Source organism: Candidatus Izemoplasmatales bacterium, assembly GCA_041649275.1.
In the GTDB taxonomy this organism is placed as follows: Bacteria; Bacillota_I; Bacilli_A; order Izemoplasmatales; family Hujiaoplasmataceae; genus UBA12489.
The window spans coordinates 15,611-39,574 of the sequence record JBAZNL010000008.1 but is presented as its reverse complement, the minus strand read 5'-3'; the positions used below and the strand labels follow the sequence as shown (position 1 = coordinate 39,574).

Here is a 23,964-nt window from a genome sequence, read left to right as displayed (position 1 = left end):
GGCTTTCACTCCTCTCGATGGATGTGATGCAACTTCATTCTAACATCGAATTGTGATGTTTGTAAACGGGACGCGATGAAATCGACTCACTTTCTTCAAGATTCGAAAACGCGTCTTCGAACCGTTCCGGATCGACCAGAAAGAGGGACACGAAACGCACGTCGCGGAACGCCGCGACGGCCGGAAACCAATCCGCGAACGTGGCGGTTTCCGCGCACTCGAGGAGGACGACGACGGCGTTGCCCCGGGCGGCGTCCCCGACCGCCTCGAGGAGCGGTGCGACGCCGTCGTACAGGAGCACCGAGAGGTGGTGGTCAACGTTTTCCGCGTCGATCGCCCAGAGGAAGCGGGCGAGCCCGCCGGGGATCGGCACGGCGCACTCGCGCTTGCCCGCGGCGTACTTCCGGAGGCAGCGCGGACAGAACCGCGGCGGGCGGACGAGCGAGAAAAACGTCGCGCGGTATGCGAAGAAGGCGCCGCAGATCTCACAGACCATCGTCCAGGAGTCCCCGGCTCCGCGCCGTCCGGTTGGCCTTGCGGATCTCCCGGATCGCGGTCGTCATCGCGGCGCCCGCCAGTTCGGCGAAGAAGCGGACCTCGCCCGTCGGCGCGTCGGGACTGCGGCCGACGCGGCCGGCGATCTGGATCAGGACGTTTCGTTCGAAGATCCCGTCGTCCGCGCCGAGGACGGCGACGTCGATCGCCCGGAAGGTCACGCCGCGCTCGAGCAGGGTCGTCGTGACGAGAAGGTCGACGCGCCCCTCGCGAAAACGCCGGATCAGGATCGGGGAGGCCGCTTCGCGGCTTGAGACGCACGCGACGCGGTATCCATGGCGCTCCAGCGCCGCCGAAAACGATCGTCCGACGGCGACCGTCGGGACGAACAGAAGGGCGCGCCGCGTCGGACCGTCGCGCCGAAGCCAGCGGCCGACCGCCGCCGGAACGACGCCGCCGTCGAGCGCCGCCCTCAAGCCGTCGACGTATTCGACGACGGGGACGTCGAGCGGCCGGCGATGGAAGCGCGCGGGCAGAAAATAGGCGTTCTTCGCGGCTCCGGGAAGGGGTGTCGCCGACATCTCCACGAGCGCCGCGTCCGGTTTCATCGCCTTGGTCACGAGTCCGTGCAGGAAGGCGTCGCCGCGGTAGGGGAACGCGTCCGCCTCGTCGAGGACGACGAGGTCGAATTCGGCGTGGTAGTTGATCATCTGGTGGACCGTCGCGACGATCAGATGCGCGCCGGCATCGTCCTTCGACCCCTGGTACAGGGCGGCGATCCCGGTCATGGGAAAGATCGGTCGCAATCGCCCGGCGAGTTCTCGGACGACGTCCTTCCGCGGGATCGCGATGCAGACCCGACGGCCGTCGTTGAGTGCGTCGAGGATGCTTTCATAGAGGATCTCGGTCTTGCCGGCGCCGCACACGGCGTAGACGAAGGCGCGTCCGCCGTCCCGGATCCGTTTGCGGACGTAGGCCGAGGCCGCCTGCTGCTCGGGCGTCGGCGAGAACGCCGGCGAATAGCGGTGCACGACCGGCGCGAGCGGACGTTCATAGCGGTAGAGGACCGTATCCTCGTCCACGTGCCCGAACGCGAGGCAGGCGCGGCAATACCGTTTTCCCCATTCGTCGAAGACGCCGTCCGTGATTTCCGTCCCGCACCGCTGGCAGACGCCTCCGGCGATGCCGGGAACGGCCACAAAGACTCCCGGCGGGCGCCTTCCCACGCTTTCCTTCATGAAAACCACCCGTACCGAATGTTACGCCGGAACGGGTGGCTTTGCTTGTCAGAGGACGATGTTGACGAGTTTCTTGGGGACGACGATGATCTTCTTCACCGGCTGGACGCCGACGAGTTCGACGATCTTCGGGAGCGCGAGCGCGGCGGCCTTCGTCTCCTCCTCGGTCGCGGCGGCGGCGATCGTGAGGCGGTCGCGGACCTTGCCGTTCACGTTCACGACGATCTCGACGACGTCGTCGGACAGGCGGGCGGGATCAAACGAAGGCCAGGGATGGTCCGCGGGCGATCCGGCGAAGCCCTGCGTCTCCCAGATCTCGGAGACCATGTGCGGCGCGAACGGGAAGGTGAGCAGGAGCATCGTCTCGAGGTCGCCCCGGGTGATCGACGGGAGCGCGGCGGCTTCGTTGGAGAGGATCATCAGCTTGGCGATGGCGGTGTTGAACTTCATCGCCTCGATGTCGTCGCCGACGCCCTTGACGGTGCGGTGGACGAGGTTCTCGATTGACGGCGAACATCCGATCTTCGGCTCCACCTTCTCCTGGAAGCGCCAGAGCCGGTCGAGATATCTGCGGCAGCCCTTGAGCCCGTTCTCGTTCCACGGGGTCGGGAGCTCGTAGTCGCTGATGAAGAGGATGAACATGCGGAGCGTGTCGGCGCCGTATTCCTCGATGATGTCCATCGGGTTCACGACGTTCCCCCTGGATTTCGACATCTTCTCGCCGTCGGCGCCGAGGATCAGTCCCTGCGCGGTGCGCTTCCGGTACGGTTCGGCGTTCGGGACGAGACCCTCGTCGTGGAGGAACTGGTTCCAGAAGCGCGAGTAGATGAGATGCCGGGTGACGTGCTCCATCCCGCCGTTGTACCAGTCGACGCGGTCCCAGTAGCCGAGCTTGTCGGGCGCGGCGAAGACCTGCGGGTTCTTCGGATCCATGTAGCGGAGGAAGTACCAGCTCGATCCCGCCCACTGCGGCATCGTGTCGGTCTCGCGGCGCGCCGGACCGCCGCACTTCGGGCAGCGGCATTGCGTGAACGAGTCGATCTTGGAGAGCGGACTCTCGCCGGTGTCGGTCGGCTCGAAGCGCTCCACCATCGGCAGGCGCACCGGCAGATCCTCGTAGGGCACCGGGACGACGCCGCACCGGTCGCAGTAGACGAGCGGGATCGGCTCGCCCCAGTAGCGCTGGCGGTTGAACGCCCAATCCTTCATCCTGTATTGCGTCGCCGCGCGGCCGATCCCCTTCATTTCGAGCCAGGCGACGATCCGTTCCTTGGCATCGGCCACGGACAGGCCGTCGAGCATGCCGGAGTTGACGAGGACGCCGGTCTCGACGTCGGTGAAGGCGGCCTCTTCGAGGTTTCCGCCCTTGATCACTTCGACGATCGGAAGGCCGAACTTCCGGGCGAACTCGTAGTCGCGGTCGTCGTGGCCCGGGACGGCCATGATCGCGCCGGTGCCGTAAGTGATCATCACGTAGTCGGCGATGTAGATCGGGATCGGCTTCCCGGTGGCGGGATTGACGGCGTCGACGCCCTCGAGGCGGACGCCGGTCTTGGTCTTGTTCATCTCGATGCGCTCGAACTCGCTCTTGCGCTTCGCGTCCTCGCGGTAGCTTCGCACCTCGGCGGCGTTTCGGACGCGGGAGAGGACCTTCTCGACGACGGGATGCTCGGGGGCGACGACCATGAAGGTCGCGCCGTAGAGCGTGTCGGGACGGGTCGTGAAGACCCGGATCGGCTCCAACTCGCCTTCGACCGCGAACTCGATGGTGGCGCCCTTCGAGGCGCCGATCCACTTCTCCTCCTCGGTCTTGATCCGGCCGGAGGCCTCGAAGGCGTCGAGCCCGTCGAGGAGCTTGTCGGCGTAGGCCGTGATCCGGAGGAACCAGACGTCCTTCTCCTTCTGGACGACGTCGGCGCCGCAGCGATCGCACTGGCCGCCCTGGGATTCCTCGTTGGAGAGGACGACCTTGCAGCTGGGACAGAAGTTGACGTAGGCCTTCGACTTGTAGACGAGGCCCCGTTCGTACATCCGGAGGAAGATCCACTGGGTCCAGCGGTAGTATTCGGGGTCGGTGGTGTCGACGACGCGCGAGAAATCGAACGAGAAGCCGGCCGCCTTGAGCTGGGCGGTGAAGGTCTCGATGTTTCTGTCCGTGACGGTGCGCGGATGGATGCCGGTCTTGATCGCGTAGTTCTCGGTGGGCAGGCCGAAGGCGTCAAAGCCGATCGGGAAGAGGACGTTGTACCCCTCCATCCGGCGCTTGCGCGAGATCACCTCGAGCGAGGAGAACGCGCGGATGTGGCCGACGTGCATCCCGGATCCGGACGGATAGGGGAACTCGACGAGCGAGTACCATTTCGGCTTGGCGGCGAAATCGACGGCCTTGAAGCCGTCGCCGGCGTACCACCGGTCCTGCCATTTCTTCTCGATGACCTTGTGATCGAACGTGGGAACGTATGCACTCATGACGAAACCTCCTGGAAAAGAAAAGACCGTCCTTCTGGAAGGACGATCGGAACGACCGTGGTACCACCTTGATTCCGGATGTCTCCGGCGCTCGGATCCTTAACGCGGACGATCGGACCGCCCTCGCGGGTTGCGGGCGGCCGGCTCCCCGGACGAGTTTCGGACGCTTCCCCGCCGATTCGCACCAACCATCGGCTCGCTTGAGGGGAGGATGACCTACTTATTCCGGTTCCATGCCGTTATCGACATTATAGCATTTCGCAAGCGCGAATGCAACCCGTAATCATGTCCGATCGTCGTCCTCGTCGTCCGTCTCCCCATCCTTGGGGGAGTCGTCGTCGGCGTCGTCCCCCCCGTCGTCGTCGGGAGGGTTCCCGCCGTCCTCGGGCGAGGCGTTCGGATCGTGCTGGAGATAGGCGTACGCGGAGACGAAGATCTCGCGGATCGCGAGCATCGGCGAGCGGAAGGCGACGGCCATCAGGACGATGAGCAGCCAGTCCGGAAAGCCGAGCAGATTGTGGAAGGTGAGCAAGAGGGCGAACGGGACCGAGGCGAACGCGATCACCGTGTACGCCTTCCCGAAGCGGAGGAAGCCGCGGAGCCGGATCAGCGAAAGCGACGACATGAGCGCGAAGGCCGCAAGCAGGATGATGTTCCCAAAGTAGGACGCGACGATCGCGGTGACCATGAAGAAGGTCGTCGCGCCGTCCATCACGGCGGAAAGCGACGGGGATCCGAAGGCGGTTTGGGAGAGGTCGAGCACCATCAGGTTCTCGCCGTCCGAGAAGAAGGCGATGAACCGGTCCTGGAAGACGATGGCGGTGCCGGCGGCGGGGATCACGGTGCCGGCATCGACGTTCGACGGCAGGAAATAGGCGTCGCTGCCGAAGAAATCGAGCGGATCGGCGTCGACCTGCGCGGCGTCGCAGACGAGCGTTCCGGACGCGTACTCGCAGGCGACGTTCTCCGCCTTGAACGCGGAACCGCCGGCGTAGCGCACGAAGAAGAGCGCGGTGCCGATCGTCATGAAGAGCGAGAGGAGGGCGAAAAAGGCGAACACGAAGCACCCGGACTTGTTCCGGTAGCCGATCAGGTTCTTCGGATAAAGCAATCCGTCCATGAGGATCCGATACATCGCTCGCACCTCCTTTCATGCGTTCTATTATACCACGACCCGCGGCGGTCGCATGCGGGAACATCATAATATGCTATAATGAGGACTGGGTGAGGCCGATGCGGAAAGTCCCGGAAACGAAACGATACCTCGCGCTCACGGACCATCTGTCCGGACGCTACGGAGTCAAGGTCTTCAAGATCGCGCTCGACGCCGGGTTCACCTGCCCGAACCGCGACGGTACGAAGGGCACCGGCGGCTGCCGGTTCTGTTCCGCCCGCGGATCCGGCGACTTCGCCGGCGACCGCTCCCTGCCGCTTTCGGCGCAATTCGAAGAACGGCTCGCGGCGATGCGCCGCAAATGGCCGGCGGGCCGCTTCCTCGTCTACCTGCAGGCGTTCACGAACACGTACGCCGCCCCGGAGCGGCTGCGGGCTCTCTACGAAGAAGCCCTGTCGCTCCATCCGGACATCGTCGGCCTGAACGTCGCGACGCGGCCCGACTGTGTCGGCGACGACGTCGTCGCGGTTCTGTCCGCGATCGCGGCGAAAACCGACCTCACGGTCGAACTCGGACTCCAGACGATCCATCCCGAGACGGCCGCGGCGATGAACCTGGGTTACGGCGTCGACGACTTCGACGACGCCGTCCGGAGACTCCGCGCCGCCAGCATCCCGGTCGTCGCGCACGTGATCGACGGTCTTCCCGGCGAAACGCCGGAGATGATGTTGACGACGATCCGCCATGTCGCCGAGATCGGCGTCGAAGGCGTCAAGATCCACATGCTCCACGTGATGCGCGGGACCGAACTCGGACGGCGCTACGAGGATCGCCCCTTCCCGCTGCTCTCCCTTCCGGAATACGTCGGGATCGTCTGCGACCAGCTCGAGCTGCTTCCACCCGAGACGGTCATCCACCGCGTCACCGGCGACGCCCCGGGTGAGGCCCTCATCGCCCCGGAGTGGACCAAGAGGAAGTTCGTCGTTCAAAACGAGATCGATCGGGAACTGCGGCGGCGCGGCGTCCGCCAGGGTGAACGCCGGCGACCCGGCCCCGCGGTCGAGAAGCGCGTCCCATGAAAACGGAGAGGATCCGGTTGTCCGGATCCTCTTCGTCATAGATGGTGCGTGTAGTGGCGCAGTTCCGTCATCCGGAAGATGCGGGAGAACAGGTTGAACGGGAAGAACGAGATCTTCTTGTTGTAGGAGAGAATCTTGGCGTCGAGCGCCACCCGGATCTCCTGCAGGTTCCGGTAGGTCTCCACGACGTACCGCAGGTCCGGATCCGTTTCGTCGAGGGTCGCGTAGTTGGCGTCCACGAGCTGCAGGAGCGCCTGCTTGTCGGCGTGGGGGAGATCCTTCACGACGGCGTCGCGGTACTTGTCGAACTCGGGGTCGCGGACCGCCTTGGACACGAGGTTGAAGGTCTTCCTCAACTCGATGTCGAAGCGCGACTGGTGTTTCCAGACGTCCTTGTAGGATTTCTTGAGATCGCGGTAGACGAAGATCGAGCCGATCGTGCCGGCGAGGATCAGCACGAACACGAGCAGCGAGAGTTCGATGATCAGCTCGACGTTGACGGAGAAGACGGGCATGGTGACGACCTGGTCAGCGGACATACCGTTTCAGCGCCTCCACCTTGTCGAGACGTTCCCACGGCAGGTCGAGGTCGAGGCGTCCGTAGTGGCCGTAAGCCGCGGTCTGAAGATAGATCGGCCGCTTGAGGCAGAGCGCCTCGATGATGCGGCGGGGACGGAGGTCGAAATGCCGGCGGATGATCGCGATCAGCTCGGCTTCGGGAAGTTTTCCGGTGCCGAAGGTCTCGACGCCGATCGAGGTCGGTTCGGGGAGCCCGATCGCATAGGAGACCTGGACCTCCATCTCGTCGGCGAGGCCGGCGGCGACCATGTTCTTCGCCACCCAGCGGGCGGCGTAGGCGGCGCTCCGGTCGACCTTCGACGGATCCTTGCCGGAATAGGCGCCGCCGCCGTGATGGGCGGATCCCCCGTAGGAGTCGACGATGATCTTGCGGCCGGTGAGGCCGGAGTCGCCGGCGGGTCCGCCGATGACGAAGCGGCCCGTCGGATTGACGTGGATCTTGGTACCGCCGTCGATCAGCTTCGGATCGATGACCGCGCCGATCACGTGCTTGAGGACGTCGGCCTTGATCGTTTCCTGTCCGATCTCGGGCGCGTGCTGGCACGAGACGATGATCGTGTCGATGCGGACGAGGTTCCCCCGTTCGTCGAACTCGCAGGTGACCTGGGTCTTCCCGTCCGGACGGAGGTAGGGCATGATCCGCGTCTTGCGGACCTCGGCGAGCCGGCGGGCGAGCTTGTGGGACAGCAGGATCGGCCACGGCATCATCTCCGGGTTGGCGTTGGTCGCATAGCCGAACATCATCCCCTGGTCGCCGGCGCCCTGCTCGTGCGAACCGGTCTCGTCGACGCCGCGGGCGATGTCCGGTGACTGGGAGTTGATCGAGACGAGGACGGCGAGGTTGTCGGCGTCGAAGCCGTATTTCCCGCGGGTGTAGCCGATGTCGGCGACGGTCTTGCGGACGATCTTCTGGATGTCGACGTAGGTCTTGGTCGTGATCTCGCCGGCGACGAGGACGAGGCCGGTGGTGACCGTCGTCTCGCAGGCGACGCGGGCGTCCGGGTCGTCTTTCAGGATGGCGTCGAGGATGGCGTCGCTGATCTGGTCGCAGATCTTGTCGGGATGGCCTTCGGTCACGGATTCCGAGGTGAAGTACTTGTACATGGTGATCGCTCCTTACTGCTGGGTCGCTTTGTAGTAGAGGGCCTCGAAATCGTCGCCGTACTTGACGAACCGATCAAGGATCTGGGGATCGAAATAGGGGAAGAACTCGAGTTGGAGAAGGTCAATGGCGCGGGCGTGCTTGAGCCCGCGCTTGTAGTTGCGGTCCTGGCGGAGGATCTCGTAGAGCTCCGAAAGCAGGATGACCTGGGATTCGCGGTTGTTCTGGATGGTGTTCATTTCCTTGATGAAGTCGGCGTCGGCCGTCTTCTCGAAATGGGCGCGGACGATCTCCTCGCCCTTCTGCTCGAGCTGCAGCCGCTTGATGATGACCGAGCCGATGATCGTCTTTTCGCGGATCCGGCGGAAGTCGGCCTCGTCGAGGACTTCCTTCTGTTCGTAATCCGTCAGGTTCAGGGTGTCCTTCTTGTCGACGTGGATCGTCGAGAAGTCGAAGATCTCCTTGCAGAGGGAGGGCGAGTAGCCGAGATAGTTGCCGAGCCGGCTCGCCATGTCGGCGACGCGACGGACGGCAAGGGCCTTCTGGGTCTCGTCGAGTTCGGAGTTGTTCCGCTTGTACACGGAGATGACGTCAAAGACGTCGGCGACGACGGACTTGAAGTCCTTCTCCATCGAACGCCGCTTGATCAGCTCTTCCTTGCGCTTGTTGTTCATGTCCTCGGTGATGCGCGCCGTCGAATAGAGCGCGATCATGAAGACCGCGAGCACCAGCGTCCGAAGGACGAGGTCGGTGATGACCGGACCCTTGATGTAGTTCCACAGGGAGATGACGTCGCCGTGGACGTAGAGCGGGTAGAGGACGAGGATGTGGATCAGGGTCATCGCGATCATCGTGATCTTGAACATCACCGACAGCAGCTTGGAGTCCTGGTAGAGGGCGAGCACGACAAGCGCGAAGTAGATGAGCGAGTATCCGGCCATCGTGATCGAGAAGAAGCCCTCGGTCTCGGTACCCGAAAGGTCGAGCGTCAGTTTCAGCTTGATGTAGACGGTGATCGCCATCAGGAGGATGTAGACGCCGGACATGTACTCCGCCATCTGCTGCTTCTGCATCGATTTCGGATCCTCGTGGATCATCCGCTTGATCGACAGGTTGGTGAAGAACATGATCAGGAAGATGGCGGCCGCGACGATCACGTTGGTCGAGATGTTGGTTCCCTCCGAGCCGATGATCGTGAACAGCATGAACACGATGTTGGTGACCCAGAGGATGTTCTTGATGACGAGGTTGCGGCGGTAGAGGACGGAGGTCTCGTCGAGGATGTCGACGCCGGACTCGAAGCTGAACCGGCTCACGAAGAACTGCAGCAGGCGGTTCCAGAAGAGCGTGAAGCGGCTCCTGCCCTCGACTTCGATCTGGCGGCGGTTGAGCGCTACCTTCTTCTCGTCGAAACGGTTCTTGAAGGAGGTCATCCGGAAGAATTCGAAGATCTTGTCGAGACCGGATTTGCGGACCGGTTCCTTCTTGGCGGCGACTTCCTCGAAATAGGCGTCGATCCTGCCGGGTTCGGGGGCTTTCGCACCCTTCGCGTATTTCTTCTTCTGTGCGCTGTCGTTCTTGCGGAAGAATTCGTCCAGGGCCTTCTCGCGTTCATCCATCGGACCTCACCCCCTTCCGTAGAATGACGAAGTCAGAACAGCTTGGGCTGGTCGACGATCGACGGATCGCGGCGCGCCTCCAGCTCGTTTTCAACCTGGGCGACGCGCGTCGAGGCGGCCGCGGCGATGGCGCCGACGATGTCGTCGAGGAACGTGTGGCAGGACTTCCCGTCATGCTTCCCGAGATCGTTCAGAACCGCGACGATCCCCGGCTTGTTGACGTCGATGTCGCCGAAATTGGTCTTGCCGATCGTGCCGTAGAGGCCCGCCAGCTCCAGACCGAACAGCTCGTCGATGCCGAAGAGGCCGAGATCGCTCGCGAGGATTTCCTGGATCGGACCGTGGAACGCCTTCTCCTCGGTGAGCCGGTCGATCTCGGCGCCGAGCAGGAGGAGATGGAAGACGTCGCGGAGGGAGAGGATCTTCTCCACGGAGTCCTTGCATTCCTGAAAGGAGATCGCCGGGTTCCAGCGCGACTGCTGCCGGAAGGCGATCTGGGCGATGTCGTCGATCTGAACGCCGCGCTCGGCGAGTTTGGCGACGCAGATGCGGAACATTTCTTCTCGCGAATATAGGTTCTTCTGCCGGTTCATCGATGTTAATGTCCTCCCGGACGACGAAATCGATACGTGTCCTAAATATATATTATATCATAATGTGTGATGGACTAAAGGTGGAGATTGAAGATTCTGCCCTGCGCGAGCACCGTTTTTCCGGCGCCGTTGAGGTAATCGCGGACCTCCATCCGGGTTTTGCCCGCCGGCTGGATCGTCAGCGGTTCGATCAATCCGTCGGCGACCTTGACGAAGACGGCGGACCTGGTCGTCCGCACGATCGTGCCGTGGGCGGCACCGGCGAACGCGCCGTCGGGATCGGGCACCATCCGGACGGCGTGGATGAGGATCTTGAGACCGTCGACTTCGGCATGGGTGGTCGGCCACGGGCGGAAGGCGCGGACGTGGTCGAAGACCTGCCGCATCGTGCCGTGGAAGTTGAGCCGTTCCTCCTCGGGACGGATGTTGGGCGCGAAGGTGACCCGGGTCTCGTCCTGCGGGACGGCGGCCAGGGACCCGTCGATAATGCGCGGGAGCGTCTCGAGCAGCAGATCGCGGCCGAGGACGGCAAGCTTCGCCTCGAGCGTGCCGACGTCGTCGCCGTCGAGGATCGGGATCGCACGCTGGGCGAAGATGCCTCCGGCATCCATCTTCGAAGCCATCGCCATCACGGTGACGCCGGTTTCGGCTTCTCCCGAAGCGATCGCCCGATGCATCGGCGCTCCACCGCGATATTTCGGTAAAAGCGAGGCGTGCACGTTGATCGACTTGTAGGGCGGCTGGAAAAGGACGACGTCCGGAATCATCTGCCCGTAGGCGGCGACGACGATCAGGTCGGCCTTGACGGCGAGGACGGGAGCGTGGTCCCGGCGGATCCGTTCCGGCTGGAAGACGGGGATGTCGAGGGCGACGGCCGCCTTCTTCACCGGCGAGGCTTCGAGCACCTGCCGACGTCCGACCGGACGATCGGGCTGGGTGACGACGAGCGCGACATGATGGGTGCGGGCGAGTCCTTCGAGGATCGGGACCGCGAAATCCATGGTTCCCATGAAGATGACGTTCATTGCGGTTCCCTCCTTCACATCGGACTCTTGTCGACGTTCACGTAGATCTCGTCCGTCGCATACTTCTCGATCGTATCGAACAGCAGATCGTCGAGCGCAGGTTCGTTGCGATACTTCACGAGGATCTGGCACGAATACCTGTTGCGGATGCGCGCGACCTGCGGCAGCACCGGGCCGAGGACGATCGCCTCGGCGGTGAGGCCCGACCGGAGCGACTTGGCGATGTCCTTGCCGCGGATGAAGATGTCGCGGACATTCTCGCCCGTCAGGACGATCTCGGCGAGGTAGTAGAACGGAACGTACTTCGCGAGCTTCCTGAGCGACATCTCGTAATGGTAGAACCCGAGGTAGTCGTTGGCGACCGCATAGCGGATCGCGTAATGGGCGGGATTGAAGGCCTGGACGACGACCTTGCCCTCGAGGTCGCTTCGGCCGGCGCGGCCGGAGACCTGCATGATCAGCTGGAACGTCTGTTCGGGCGCCCGGAAATCGGCGCGGTACAGGCTGCCGTCGGCCTGGATGATCCCGACGAGGGTCACGCGCGGAAAGTCGAGACCTTTGGCGATCATCTGCGTCCCGAGGAGGATGTCGCCCTGTTCCTCGAATTCGTTCAACAGCTTCTCGTGGGCGTTCTTGAGCCGCGTCGTGTCGTTGTCCATGCGGACGATCCGCGCTGCCGGAAAGAGACCGCGCAGCTCTTCTTCGATGCGCTGGGTGCCGGCACCCATGTACTGCAGGGATTCCCCGCCGCACTTCGGGCACTTGCGGACGACGTCCTGCCGGTGTCCGCAATAGTGGCACTTGAGCGAATGGTCGGTCTCGTGGTAGGTGAGCGAGATGTCGCAGTTCGGGCACTGGATGACGTGCCCGCAGTCGCGGCAGATCACGAAGGTATGGTAGCCGCGCCGGTTGAGAAGCAGGATCGCCTGTTCGCCGCGCTCGAGCCGAAGCGCGATCTCGCGCTGCAGCAGCTCCGAGAAGGATCCCTGGTTCCCGCGCTTGAACTCCGCCTTCATGTCGACGACCTCGACTTCGGGGATCTTCGCGTTCTGCGCCCGTTCGGGGAGTTCGAGCAGTCGGAAGTAGCCGCGCTTGACGCGGGCATAGGTCTCGATGTTCGGTGTCGCGGAACCGAGCACGATCGGTGCGCGACAGGATTCGGCGCGCCGGACGGCGACGTCGATGGCATAGTACTTGGGCATGTCGTCCTGCTTGTATGTCGCCTCGTGGCACTCGTCGACGACGATCAGTCCGAGGTTGGTAAAGGGCGCGAACACGGCACTTCTCGCACCGATGACGATCGATGCTTCATGACGGATGATCTTCCGCCACTCGTCGTACTTCTCGCCGATCGAGAGGGCGGAATGGAGGACGGCGACGCGGTCGTGGAAGCGACCCTTGAACCGGTTCACCATCATCGGCGTGAGAGCGATTTCGGGAACGAGGAAGATGACCTCCTGCCCGCGGGCGAGGACCTCTTCGATGACCGCGAGGTAGACTTCGGTCTTCCCCGACCCGGTGACGCCGTGAAGGAGGAAGGTCGTGCCGCTGCCGAGCGCGCCGACGATCGCTTCGCGCGCGACCGCCTGCAGTTCGTTCAGGGTGACGCGTTTGTCGTGCTCCGGCCGGAGCGACTCGATGTCGCGATACGTTTCGCGGTCGAAGACCGAGACGACGTTCTTCTTCTCAAGGGTACGGACCACGGATTCGGTGAGATGCAGCTCCTCGAGCATGGCGGACAGGACGGCGGTCCGATCCTCGCATTTCTTCAGATGCTCGAGGACCGCAAGATGCTTCTCCGTCTTGGCGATGTGGTTGGCGTCGACGAGCTTCACGCAGCGGACGAACTGCGGCCGGCTTTTCGATCGGATGTCGTACCCCTGCCGGATCGCGTCAAGACGGACCGCCTTCTTGATGTCCGCGGCATAGGGCGCAAGCGATTTGTCCATCAGGATTTCCGACTTTCCGGCGAACAGCGGCTTCAGGGACAGCGGCAGGCGGATTTCGTTCTCGAGGGTGAACTTGGGGGTGTAGACCGCCTTCAGGGCGGCGGGAAGCATGGTCTCGAGCACCTTGATCAGGGTCGAGGTCGTGTCGATCGCCAGCTTCTTGGCGAGTTCGATCAGTTCGGGGGTGAGATAGGGCTCGATGTCGAGCACGAGCGATATCGGCTTCAGTTCCTTCGGATAGTCCGAAACGTCGGCGAGTTCGAGGCAGAATCCCATCGCTTCGCGAGGTCCGAAGGGGACGATCACGCGCATCCCGATCTCCAGAACGTCCGCGAATTCGGGCGGCACCGCATAATCGAACAGCCGGTCGACGGCCTTCGCCGGAACGTCGATCAGAATCTTGGCAATCATGGCATCACCTCCCGCATTGATAGTATACCATACCGGAAACCGATAGGAAAGAAGACATCCGCCCGCAGTCGGTGCGATCGCGGATGAAAATTCGCCCATTCGTTTGCATAATCGGGTCGAAGTGAGTATAATGGATATAACTTGGTTCCATCCAGAATCACAGAAAGGATTTCATCCACACCATGCAGAACCCGCTGCTTCAGCGCAACGAAGTCGGGGTTTTCGCACTCGGGGGTCTGGGCGAAGTCGGCAAGAACATGTACTGCGTCGAATACGGCGACGATCTCGTCATCATCGACTCCGGGCTTTTGTTCCCGGACGAATACCTGATGGGCATCGACTATGTCATCCCCGATTACGCCTACCTGATCGAAAACCAGGACAAGATCCGAGGCCTTTTCCTCACGCACGGCCACGAAGACCACATCGGCGGCATTCCCTTCCTGCTCAAGCAGGTCCGGATTCCCGCCATTTACGCATCGGGCCTCACCGTCGGTCTGATCAAGAAGAAGCTCGAGGAGTACCGCGGCGTGAGCGCCAAGATCATCGAGTACGCCGAAACCTCCGTCTTCCGCTTCGCGTTCATGGAGATCGGCTTCTTCCGCACGAACCACTCGATCCCCGATTCCTTCGGAATCACCATCAAGACGCCGTCGGGAACGATCGTCCACACCGGCGACTTCAAGTTCGACTTCACGCCGACCTTCATGGACGCCAACTACCAGAAGATGGCGAGGATCGGCGAACAGGGCGTCCTGTGCCTGCTCTCGGACTCGACCAACGCCGAACTTGAGGACTTCACCGCCTCCGAACGCGCCGTCGCCGAGACGATCCACGACCTGTTCCGGAAGATCGAGGGGCGCGTCATCATCTCCACCTTCGCCTCGAACGTGCACCGCATCCAGCAGATCGTCGACGCCTCCGTCAAGACCAACCGGAAGGTCGCCGTCTTCGGGCGCTCGATGGAATCGACGATCGAAGTCGGTTCCGAAATGAAGTACATCAAGGCGCCGGAAGGTACATTCATCTACGGCAGGAACATGACCTCGATCAACCGCCGCAACCTCACGATCCTCTGCACCGGCTCCCAGGGCGAACCGCTCTCCGCCCTGACGCGCATCGCCTCCGGTTCCCACAAGCAGATCTCGCTCATCCCGGGCGATACGGTCGTGCTCTCCTCCTCGCCGATCCCGGGCAATCAGGAGTCGGTGAACAAGACCATCAACCTGCTCTACAAGAACGGCGCCACGGTCGTCACACAGTCCCCGTTCGCCGACGTCCACGCCTCCGGTCACGGCGGCCAGAATGAACTCAAGCTGATGCTCAAGCTGATGAAGCCGCGCTTCTTCATGCCGATCCACGGCGAATACCGGATGCTCATGAAGCACGCCGAACTCGGCGTCGACTGCGGCGTCCCGAAGGAGAACGTCTTCATCATGGACAACGGCGACGTCCTCGCCCTGACCATCAACACCGCCCGCGTCGCCGGCAAGGTTCACGCCGCCGACGTGTACGTCGACGGCGCCGCGATCGGCGAGATCGGCAGCCAGGTGATCAAGGACCGCCGCGAACTTTCCGAGGACGGTCTTCTGTCGGTCGTGATGACGATCAACCAGGACCGCAAGGAAGTCATCTGCGTTCCGACCGTGATCTCCAAGGGGTTCCTTTTCATGAAGGATAGCGATCCGATGGTGAAGAAGCTTCAGGAACTCGCCCTCGACGTCACCGACCGCTATCTCGCCGTCGGGAAGAAGATCAACATCGGCGGAATCAAGTCCGACCTCGTCAAGACGCTCGGGAAGTACCTGCAGGAGAAGACCAACCGCACCCCCATGATCATGCCTGTGATCATGGTGCTGTAGAAGACTCCGAAAACAGATGAAAAACGAAGAGATCCGTGTCTGCGGATCTCTTCGTTTTGTCATGACGCGGCGGGTTGGGGTGCGGGGACGGGCATCCCTTCGGAGGCCACGGCGGGCGTCGGCGCGGGTTCGGCCTTCGCGGCTTCGGGCGCGGGTTTCGCCGGTGCCGGTTCGGGGTTCTTGAAGACGACGTTCGAGTCGCCGTTGCAGACCTTGCGGAATCCCTCGTAGACGAGTTTCGTGACGGTCGCGTCCTCGAGTGCGTCGTGCGCCTGCTTCTCGGGATCGATCTCGGAATAGACCCTGTAGGCGTTGAAGAGGCCGACGTCGTTCTTGAGTCCGAAATAGTTCTTGTGGAGCTTCAGGAGGTCGACGAACTGGGCCTTCTTGGTGATGTCGGGCATGCGGTGGTAGAGCGCGGCCTTGCGGAGTTCGATGATGTCGTTCTGTCCCCATACCATCACCATCGGCCGATATTGGGTGATGATGCGGTCCAGCAAGCCGTGGAATTCGGGAAACTCGATGCCCTGGTTGATCGACCCCTGGGTGATCTTGAGGAACTTGCGGGTGCGGTCCGTGATCTCCGGGAACATGAACGGACGGATGAACGTCGTGTGCTCCTCGAGCGTGTTGCCAGTGTCGTCGGTGAGGATCATCCCGCACTGGATCAGTTCGGAGATGAAGTCGGGATTGTACTTGAACGGCGGCATCGACATCTCGAAGTCGATGAAGAGCTTCGGCTTCCGCGCGTTCACGAGCGTGCGGATGCCGGATTTGATCAGATTGGCGTCGTAGAAGACCTTCGGCGTCGCGCCGTGCGGCAGCATCAGCCGGTCGATTCTTTCGACGAAACGGGTTTGGACGCCGCGGGTCTTCTTCGCCAGGTCGGAGACGGTCATCCAGACATAGACGCCTTCCCCGAGATACTGGAGGAACGACGCGAACATCCCCTTGCCCATGTAGAAGAACTCGATTCGCGAGCCGCGGCGGAGCGAAACGACGCGGATTTCCTCGAAGACCGCGTGCAGGCGGCCGAAAACGGATACAGACATGAAAATCACCTAGATACCATTTTACCACAATTACGCCGAGTCGATGAAAAAATCGCGCGGGCGGTCACTTGTGCGCCGCCAGCGCGATCCTCAGGTTCCCGATGGCTTCCGTCGTGATCCCGAGCGCCTTCAGTTCCTCGTCGGGAGCGTTCCGGATGTTCTCGATCGTCCGGTACTTTTCAAGCAGCTTCGTCTTCGTCGCCTTCCCGACCTTCGGGATTGCGTCGAGGATCGAGGCGTAGATCTGCTTGGAGCGTTTCTCGCGGTGATAGGTGATCGCGAAGCGGTGGGCCTCCTCCTGGATCTTGTTCAGGAGGACGTAGAGCGGTGCGTGCCGGTCGAGCGGCACGACCGACTCGTCGAGGGCGATGATCGCGTCGGTGCGGTGGAACTCGTCCTTCCTGAGGCCGATCACGGGGAGGTCGACGTAAAGCGACGCGAGGATCTCCTTGCAGGCGCGCACCTGGGCGAGGCCTCCGTCCATGATCACGAGGTCGGGCCGGTCGACGGAGTCGGTCATCAGCATCTTCTGGTAGCGGCGGTAGACGATCTCCTTCATCGCGCCGGGATCGTCGCCCTTCGCGGCCGTCCTGATCTGATACTTGCGGTAGCTTTTACGATCCGGCGAGCCGTCCTGGAAGACGACCATCGCCGACACCGGATCGGTACCGAGGGTATGGGAGTTGTCGAAGCACTCGATCCGCTTCGGGGCCGGGATGCCGAGGATGCGGCCGAGTTCGGCGGCGGCGCCGACGGTCTTCGCATATTTCCGGAGATGCTGGTCGAGGTTGTTCTCGAGATGGATCCGAGCGTTCGCCAGGGCCATTTCCGCAAGCTTCGTCTTGTTTCCGCGGAGGGGGATCTTCGCGGCGACGCCGAGGACCGGCGCGAGGAATTCGAGATCGGTCCCTTTGGGAAGCAGGACCTCGGCGGGGACGGGATGCTTCGCGTAGAAGCGCGCGACGAAATCGAGGAAGGCCTCCTCGGGAGTCTGGTAGTAGTCGACGATTTCGGCGTCGGTCATCACGATCCGCCCCTTGCGCATGAAGACGATCGTGATCGCGAGGTGGGACTCGTCGGCGGCGTAGGCGACCGCGTCGCGGTCGAGGAGGTCGGAGAACATCACCTGCTGGCGCTCGGTGGTCTTCTCGACGGCGGCGATCAGGTCCTTGAGTTCCTTCGCCTTCTCGAATTCGAGTTTCTCGGCGTGGTCGGCCATCCGGACGCGCAGGTCGCGGAGAAGGTCCTGGTCGTTGCCGGAAAGGAACTTGGCGACGTCGGCGACGATCGCCGCGGTCGTTTCCGCGGGAATCTCGTTCACGCAGTTGCCGAGGCACTGGCCCATGTGGTAGTAGAGGCAGACCTTCTTCGGCAGGGTGTCGCACTTGCGGAGCGGGAAGATGCGGTGGATGAGCAACAGCGTCTCGCGCGCCGATCCCGCGTCCGGGAAGGGGCCGAAGACGTTTTTCTTCTTCCGGTCGAGGCGGCGCGTGATCACGACGCGCGGATGCTTCTCGTCGGTGATTTCGATGTAGGGGTAGGTCCGGTCGTCCATCAGCATGATGTTGTACTTCGGCCGGTGCTCCTTGATGAGCGAGAGTTCGAGCAGGAAGGCCTCGAGTTCGGTCTTCGTGACGATGTAGGTGAAGTCGGCGACGTCGGCGACGAGTTTCGTCGTCTTGAGGTCGTGCGAGCCGATGAAATACGTCTTCACGCGGTTCTTCAGGTTCTTCGCCTTCCCGACGTAGATGATCGTACCGGACGCATCGCGCATCTGGTAGCTGCCCGGGCGTTCCGGCAGGGTCGCGAGTCTTTCGGCGATCAGGTCGTTCATGCGCACCACCTCCTCGTTCCATTATATCACAGAACCACGCGGATGTAGAAAACGCCCCGGATCACTCCGGGGCGTTCATTCACTGGATGTTTCGGATGATGCTGTCGATCTTCATGCCCTTCTCGTACGATTCGTCGTAGCGGAAGACGAGTTCGGGCACCTTGCGCATCTTGACGCGCAGGGCGATCCGGTTCTTGATGAACCCGTTGGCGCGTTCGAGCGCCTGCGCGACGCGTTCCTTCTCCTCGGGTTTCCCGAGGACGGTGTAGTACGCGTACATGTAGGAGAGCTCGTTCGTGATCCGCACGCCGGTGATCGTGATGAAGCCGAGGTCGTCCTTCACTTCGGTGCGGATGATCTCGGAGAGTTCCCGCATCACCAGCGTTTCCAGCCGGTCGACCTTGGCCACGTCACTTCACCTCTTCCATCACCGAGGCTTCGATCGTGTCGTCGATCACGAGGTCGTTGAAGCCCTCGATCATGATGCCGCAGTCGTAGCCCGTCTTGACTTCCTTGACGTCGTCCTTGAAGCGCTTGAGCGACGCGATCTTGCCTTCGTGGATGACCTTCCCGTCGCGGATGACCTTGACGAGCGAGTCGCGTTTGATGACGCCTTCGGAGACCATGCAGCCGGCGATCGTGCCGATCTTGGAGATCACGAAGGTCTCGCGGACGACGGCCTCGCCGATCAGCTTCTTCTCGAAGACCGGATCGAGCAGGCCCTTCATCGCCTTCTGGATGTCGTCGAGGGCCTCGTAGATGATGTCGTAGAGGCGGATCTCGACGCCCTTCGCGTTGGCGGTCTCGCGGACCGAGGCCTGCGGACGGACGTCGAAGCCGATGACGATCGCCTTCGAAGCCTCCGCGAGCGAGACGTCGGTCTCGGTGATCGCGCCGACGCCGGCGCGGACGATGTCGATCGTGACGCCTTCGACCTTGATCTTGTCGATCGAGCCCTTGAACGCCTCGATCGAGCCCTGGGTGTCGCCCTTGATGATCAGGCGCAGCACCTTCTCCTTGCCCTCGGTCTTCTTGAAGAAATCCTCGAGCGACATGAACTTGTTCACGCCGTGGGCTTCCATGAGGTTGCGCTCCGCGCGCTTCATGGCGATCTCCTTCGCCTGCTTCTCGTCGGCGAAGACCATGAAGGCGTCGCCGGCCATCGGCACGTCGTTCAGGCCGTGGATCTCGACGGCGGTTGACGGCTTCGCCTCGACCACGGTACGGCCGAGGTCGTCGACCATCGCGCGGACCTTGCCGAAGGTGGCGCCGACGACGAGCGGGTCGCCGATCTTGAGCGTGCCGGAATTAACGAGCACGGTCGCGACCGGGCCCTTGCCCTTGTCGAGTTTGGCTTCGATGACGGACCCGGACGCGAGCCGGTTCGGATTGGCCTTCAGTTCGAGCAGTTCCGCGACGACCTGGATCGTATCGAGGAGTTCGTTCACGCCCGTACCCTTGAGGGCCGAGATCGGGCAGAACGGGGTGCTCCCGCCCCAGTCGTCCGGAAGCAGGTCGAGGTCGGCCAGCTCCTGCTTGACGCGGTCGGGATTGGCCTGAGGCTTGTCCATCTTGTTGACGGCGACGATGATCGCGCACTTCGCCGCGCGGGCGTGGTCGAGCGCTTCCTTCGTCTGCGGCATGACGCCGTCATCGGCGGCGACCACGAGTACGACGATGTCGGTGACCTTCGCGCCGCGGGCGCGCATCTCGGTGAAGGCCGCATGGCCGGGGGTGTCGATGAAGGTGATCGGATGGCCGTTGCGGGAAACCGTGTAGGCGCCGATGTGCTGGGTGATGCCGCCGGCTTCGGACTGGACCACGCGACTGTGGCGGATCGTGTCGAGGAGGGTGGTCTTGCCGTGGTCGACGTGTCCCATGATCGTGACGACCGGAGGACGGTCCTTGAGGAGCGCCGGATCGTCGACGATGTCGATTTCCTCGAACTTGGTCATGTCGGTCTTGAGTTCGTCCTTGAACTCAAGGCCGTACTCCATCGTCACGAGTTCCGCGGTCTCGCGGTCGAGCTTCTGGGTCTGGGAGGCCATGATGCGCATGAACATCATCTTCTTGATGATCTCGGCGACCGGCCGGCCCATCGCCGTGGCGAGGTCGAGGACCGTCATGCCTTCCTTGTAGTAGATGGTGTTGGCGAGGATGACCTGCTTCACCGGGACGTTGGACTTGCGGACTTCGAAGACCTTCTTCTTGACGGGAGCCGGTTTTCGCTTGGGATACGATCTTTTTGGTGCTGGCATGTTTCCACCTCTTTCATGGTTGTTCCGGCGCGTCGAGCGCACCTTGGATCAGGGCCGCGAATCCGCGGTCGCTGATTCCGGCGACCTTCAGGATCTTCCGTCCCGTCGCGGCGGCCATCTCTTCACCGTTCAGGACGGTGGCGAGGGGCACGCGATGGAAGGACGTCTTGTCGGTCGTCCGTTTCGTCGTGTTGGGACCGGCGTCGCAAGCGAGCAGGACGAAGTCGACGGCACCCTTCTTCAGGGCGTCGAGGACCTGGTCTTCGCCGAGCAGAAGCTTGCCCGCGCGGCGGGCGAGGCCGAGGGCGCCGAGGATCTTGGCCTTGTTCATGCGGATGCCTTCTTGAGGAGTTCCTCGTAGACGGCGTCGGGAACCGCGGTCTCCAGATGGCGTTCGAGGACCTTCGTCTTCTGCGCCTGCCGGATCACGACGGGATCGTTCTTCAGATACGCGCCGCGGCCGTTCGCCTTGCCGGTCGGATCGACGGTGACGACGCCTTCCGGACTGCGGACGACGCGGATCAGCTGTTTCTTCTCGCACCGCTCGCCGGTGACGACGCACTTGCGGAGCGGAATCTTCCGGACCTTGTTCATCGAAACGCCTCCGTTTCGGTCATTCGGCCTGCTTCAGACCCTGGATCTGGGCATCGGTGGCCGACTTGATGTCGATCTTCCAGCCGCTCGACTGGACGGCGAGGCGGGCGTTCTGGCCCTTCTTGCCGATGGCGAGCGAAAGCATGTCGTCCGGGACGACGGCGATCGCGGTCTTCTCCTTGACGTCGACGATGACGTCGACGGTCTTGGCGGGCGAGATCGAGTTCGAGACGAGGATGCGCGGATCCTCGTTCCAGGCGTAGACGTCGATCTTCTCGCCGTCGAGCGAGTCGATCACGCTCTTGATGCGCGAGCCGCCGCGGCCGAGGCAGGCACCGACCGGGTCGACCTTCGGATTGTTGGACATGACGCAGACCTTGCAGCGGTCGCCCGGGTCGCGGGCGAGGCCCATGATCTCGACGACACCCTCCTGCAGTTCGGGGATGGCGTTCTCCATCAGGCGCTTGACGAGGTTGCGGTCGGTGCGCGAGACGAACACCTTCGGGCCTTTGGTCGTCGCTTCGACCTTGGTGATGTAGACGCGCACCTGCGATCCGAGGGTGAGGTCATTCTGCGGGAAATCCTTGGTCGGGATCGAGGTCTCGGTGTCGTGGCCGACGTTGAGGGTGATGAAGTCCTCGGTGATCGCGACGACGTCGGCGATCACCATCTCGCCGGTCTTCTCGACGAAGAGGTCGTAGGCGTGGTCGCGTTCGAGCTGCTTCAGCCCCTGCGTCAGGATCTGCTTGGCGGAGGAAGCGGCGATGCGGCCGAAGTCCTTCGGCGTGATCCGCTGTTCGATCACGTCGCCGATCTTCGCGTTCTTCTTGAGAACCTGCGCTTCCTCGAGGGTGATCTGGGTTCCCTTCTCGGCCTCCGGGTCGACGGTCTCGACGACCGTCGAGGTGGTCACGATCTGGATCTCGTACTTGTCCTCGTTGTAGACGACTTCGGCGTTCTGATAGCCGTCGTAGTCCTTCTTGTAGGCGTTCAGGAGACCCTTGGCGAACACGTCGAGGATCTTCGCGCGGTCGAGGCCGCGTTCGATGGCGATCTGGTCCAATGCCTTGAAAAACTCTTTGCTGATCATCGTTATCTCTCCTAGAATTTGATCGCGTGGCGGATCAATGTGACGGTCGGCGTCGGGATGACCGCCGGCTTGCTTCCGACTTTGAGGGTGATGTTCTCCGCGTCCGCGGCTTCGAGGACGCCTTCGGTCTTGACGCCGTCGTGGACGACGTGGACGAAGCGGCCGATCGACGCCTGGATCTCGGCGAGGTTGCGGAGCCTGCGTTCCGCGCCGGGCGAGGTCACCTCGAGCGAATAGTCGCCCTGGACGGGATCGAGCTGGTCGAGGAGCGGATTCAGGACGTCGGACACGGCGACGCAGTCGTCGATGTCGATGCCCTCGGGTTTGTCGATCGTGACCCGGAGGATCAGGACCTTGCGTTCCTTCGCGAATTCGACGTCGTAGAGTTCGTAACCCATCCGGGTCACGGCGGGAGCGATGGCCTCCCGGATCGCATTCAGTTCCATGGAACCTCCTCGGTGCGCTAATGAAAGGAGAGAGGGACCGTCCCTCTCTCCATCTTATGCATAGATACTATAGCACGAAACGGAGCGGAAGGCAAGGAGAAAACGTCCGCCGGACGTAAAAATCACGGATTCGGACGGGTCTTGACGTTGACGACGACGTCCTGGCGTTCGGGATGCTTCTTGAACCATTCGATCGCGTACGGGCATTTCGCGACGATCATCAGGCCGGCGGCCTTGACGTGGTCGCAGATGGCCTCCATCATCCGCCCGGCGACGCCCTGTCCGCGCAGCGATTCGTCGACGAAGACGTGGTCGACGTTGACGCGTTTTTCGTCGCGGGCCGGGAAGGTCAGTTCGGCGAGCAGCTTGCCCTCGGGGGATTCGGCGAAGAGGCGGTGGTTCTCGATCCTGAATTCCATGGAATCTCCTCCTATCGTGCGCGCATGCGATACATCGCGATCGCGCCGGCGACGGCGACGTTCAGGCTCTCGACGTCCGTCGTCTCGATCCGGACGGTCTTCGCGGCGGCCGCCAAAAGCGCGGGCCGGACGCCGGCGCCTTCGTTGCCGAGCAGGAGGGCGAACGGACCGGCCGGCGGGACGAACCGGTCGAGCGGGATGCCGCCGTGGGGGTCGGTGCCGTAGACCGCCCATCCGGGATGGGCGTCGGAAAACTCCGTCAGGTCCGCCTCAAGCAGGTTCAGGCGGAAGACGGCGCCCTGCGTGGCGCGCAGGACCTTCTGGTTGTACCAGTCGACGCAGCCGTCGGCGACGACGGTCGCAAAGCCGAAGGCGAGCGCGGTGCGCAGAAGCGTTCCCATGTTGCCGGGATCCTGGATCCCGTCGAGCAGGAGGACGCGGTCGCCGAGCGCGCGCGGCGCGGGACGGCGGACGATCGCGAGGACGCCCTGGGGGGCGTAGGTCGCCGCGATCTTCGCCATCACCGGCTCGGTCACGAGGAAGGTCTCGATGCCGGTGAAGCCGGGATCGGCGACCGCAAAGACGGTTTCGCAGAGTCCGGCGGCGACGGCCTCGGCGACGAGATGGGGACCTTCGACGACGAAACGTCCGGTCTCGTCGCGATGGCGCCTGCGGTCGAGCCGGAGCAGTTCGGCGATGCGTTCGTTCTGGAGCGATGCGATCGTCATGTCCTTCA

Annotated in this window: 22 protein-coding genes and 1 other annotated feature; of the genes, 2 read left to right on the top strand and 20 right to left on the bottom strand. The window is 62.8% G+C overall.

The annotated features are described in order from the left end of the window. Positions 1-34: 34 nt before the first annotated feature. From WC509_05830 to WC509_05815, 4 genes are all read right to left on the bottom strand, one after another. Entirely contained in the window at positions 35-496 is a 462-nt protein-coding gene (locus WC509_05830; GenBank protein MFA5006964.1) for a hypothetical protein, read from the bottom strand. Then, positions 486-1,733 carry a helicase-related protein gene (locus tag WC509_05825; protein ID MFA5006963.1) on the bottom strand — a complete coding sequence of 416 codons (1,248 nt, stop codon included), beginning with the start codon at positions 1,731-1,733 and terminating at the stop codon, positions 486-488. The genes WC509_05830 and WC509_05825 overlap by 11 nt, the downstream gene beginning before the upstream one ends. 48 nt (positions 1,734-1,781) lie before the next feature. Next, positions 1,782-4,202, bottom strand: a complete 2,421-nt coding sequence (gene leuS, locus WC509_05820) for a leucine--tRNA ligase (GenBank protein ID MFA5006962.1) — start codon at positions 4,200-4,202, stop codon at positions 1,782-1,784. A 35-nt stretch (positions 4,203-4,237) separates the two neighbouring features. Further along, positions 4,238-4,445: a binding site (T-box leader), on the bottom strand. 40 nt (positions 4,446-4,485) lie between these two features. Then, positions 4,486-5,337, bottom strand: coding sequence for a hypothetical protein (locus WC509_05815; GenBank protein MFA5006961.1), 852 nt, complete (start codon positions 5,335-5,337; stop codon positions 4,486-4,488). A 98-nt stretch (positions 5,338-5,435) separates the two neighbouring features. On the opposite strand from WC509_05815, the gene WC509_05810 reads away from it, so the two are divergent. After that, the gene (locus WC509_05810) at positions 5,436-6,395 is read left to right on the top strand and encodes a TIGR01212 family radical SAM protein (protein ID MFA5006960.1); all 960 of its coding nucleotides are present in this window, start codon (positions 5,436-5,438) and stop codon (positions 6,393-6,395) included. A 35-nt stretch (positions 6,396-6,430) separates the two neighbouring features. On the opposite strand, the gene WC509_05805 is transcribed toward WC509_05810, so the two are convergent. The 6 genes from WC509_05805 to priA form a co-directional block, all read right to left on the bottom strand. Next, positions 6,431-6,934 carry a hypothetical protein gene (locus WC509_05805; GenBank protein ID MFA5006959.1) on the bottom strand — a complete coding sequence of 168 codons (504 nt, stop codon included), beginning with the start codon at positions 6,932-6,934 and terminating at the stop codon, positions 6,431-6,433. Beyond that, positions 6,924-8,078: a methionine adenosyltransferase gene (metK, locus tag WC509_05800; GenBank protein MFA5006958.1), complete on the bottom strand. Its 1,155-nt coding sequence runs from the start codon at positions 8,076-8,078 to the stop codon at positions 6,924-6,926. The genes WC509_05805 and metK overlap by 11 nt, the downstream gene beginning before the upstream one ends. Positions 8,079-8,090: 12 nt before the next feature. Beyond that, entirely contained in the window at positions 8,091-9,695 is a 1,605-nt protein-coding gene (locus WC509_05795; GenBank protein MFA5006957.1) for a hypothetical protein, read from the bottom strand. Positions 9,696-9,727: 32 nt separating this feature from the next. After that, entirely contained in the window at positions 9,728-10,288 is a 561-nt protein-coding gene (locus WC509_05790; protein MFA5006956.1) for a phosphatidylglycerophosphatase A, read from the bottom strand. A 74-nt stretch (positions 10,289-10,362) separates the two neighbouring features. Next, positions 10,363-11,313, bottom strand: a complete 951-nt coding sequence (fmt, locus tag WC509_05785; GenBank protein MFA5006955.1) for a methionyl-tRNA formyltransferase — start codon at positions 11,311-11,313, stop codon at positions 10,363-10,365. Positions 11,314-11,327: 14 nt separating this feature from the next. Continuing rightward, positions 11,328-13,673: a primosomal protein N' gene (gene priA / locus WC509_05780; GenBank protein MFA5006954.1), complete on the bottom strand. Its 2,346-nt coding sequence runs from the start codon at positions 13,671-13,673 to the stop codon at positions 11,328-11,330. A gap of 182 nt (positions 13,674-13,855) precedes the next feature. Between priA and WC509_05775 the strand changes: the two genes are divergently transcribed. Beyond that, positions 13,856-15,535, top strand: a complete 1,680-nt coding sequence (locus tag WC509_05775) for a ribonuclease J (GenBank protein MFA5006953.1) — start codon at positions 13,856-13,858, stop codon at positions 15,533-15,535. 59 nt (positions 15,536-15,594) lie between these two features. Here the strand turns inward: WC509_05775 and WC509_05770 are convergent, their stop codons facing one another. The 10 genes from WC509_05770 to WC509_05725 form a co-directional block, all read right to left on the bottom strand. Further along, positions 15,595-16,587 carry a 3'-5' exonuclease gene (locus tag WC509_05770; GenBank protein MFA5006952.1) on the bottom strand — a complete coding sequence of 331 codons (993 nt, stop codon included), beginning with the start codon at positions 16,585-16,587 and terminating at the stop codon, positions 15,595-15,597. A 64-nt stretch (positions 16,588-16,651) separates the two neighbouring features. Next, a complete protein-coding gene (gene uvrC / locus WC509_05765; GenBank protein MFA5006951.1) occupies positions 16,652-18,421 on the bottom strand; it encodes an excinuclease ABC subunit UvrC in 1,770 nt (589 codons plus the stop codon). 79 nt (positions 18,422-18,500) lie between these two features. Further along, positions 18,501-18,830, bottom strand: coding sequence for a 30S ribosome-binding factor RbfA (gene rbfA / locus WC509_05760; GenBank protein ID MFA5006950.1), 330 nt, complete (start codon positions 18,828-18,830; stop codon positions 18,501-18,503). Between the two features lies 1 nt (position 18,831). Beyond that, a complete protein-coding gene (gene infB / locus WC509_05755; protein MFA5006949.1) occupies positions 18,832-20,679 on the bottom strand; it encodes a translation initiation factor IF-2 in 1,848 nt (615 codons plus the stop codon). 13 nt (positions 20,680-20,692) lie between these two features. After that, positions 20,693-21,010 carry a ribosomal L7Ae/L30e/S12e/Gadd45 family protein gene (locus tag WC509_05750; GenBank protein MFA5006948.1) on the bottom strand — a complete coding sequence of 106 codons (318 nt, stop codon included), beginning with the start codon at positions 21,008-21,010 and terminating at the stop codon, positions 20,693-20,695. Then, positions 21,007-21,273: a YlxR family protein gene (locus WC509_05745; GenBank protein ID MFA5006947.1), complete on the bottom strand. Its 267-nt coding sequence runs from the start codon at positions 21,271-21,273 to the stop codon at positions 21,007-21,009. The genes WC509_05750 and WC509_05745 overlap by 4 nt, the downstream gene beginning before the upstream one ends. A 19-nt stretch (positions 21,274-21,292) precedes the next feature. Continuing rightward, positions 21,293-22,363, bottom strand: coding sequence for a transcription termination factor NusA (gene nusA / locus WC509_05740; GenBank protein ID MFA5006946.1), 1,071 nt, complete (start codon positions 22,361-22,363; stop codon positions 21,293-21,295). An 11-nt stretch (positions 22,364-22,374) separates the two neighbouring features. Beyond that, positions 22,375-22,809: a ribosome maturation factor RimP gene (rimP, locus tag WC509_05735; protein MFA5006945.1), complete on the bottom strand. Its 435-nt coding sequence runs from the start codon at positions 22,807-22,809 to the stop codon at positions 22,375-22,377. Between the two features lie 122 nt (positions 22,810-22,931). After that, positions 22,932-23,228: a GNAT family N-acetyltransferase gene (locus tag WC509_05730; protein ID MFA5006944.1), complete on the bottom strand. Its 297-nt coding sequence runs from the start codon at positions 23,226-23,228 to the stop codon at positions 22,932-22,934. Between the two features lie 11 nt (positions 23,229-23,239). Next, positions 23,240-23,956 carry an RNA methyltransferase gene (locus tag WC509_05725; GenBank protein MFA5006943.1) on the bottom strand — a complete coding sequence of 239 codons (717 nt, stop codon included), beginning with the start codon at positions 23,954-23,956 and terminating at the stop codon, positions 23,240-23,242. Positions 23,957-23,964 lie beyond the last annotated feature (8 nt).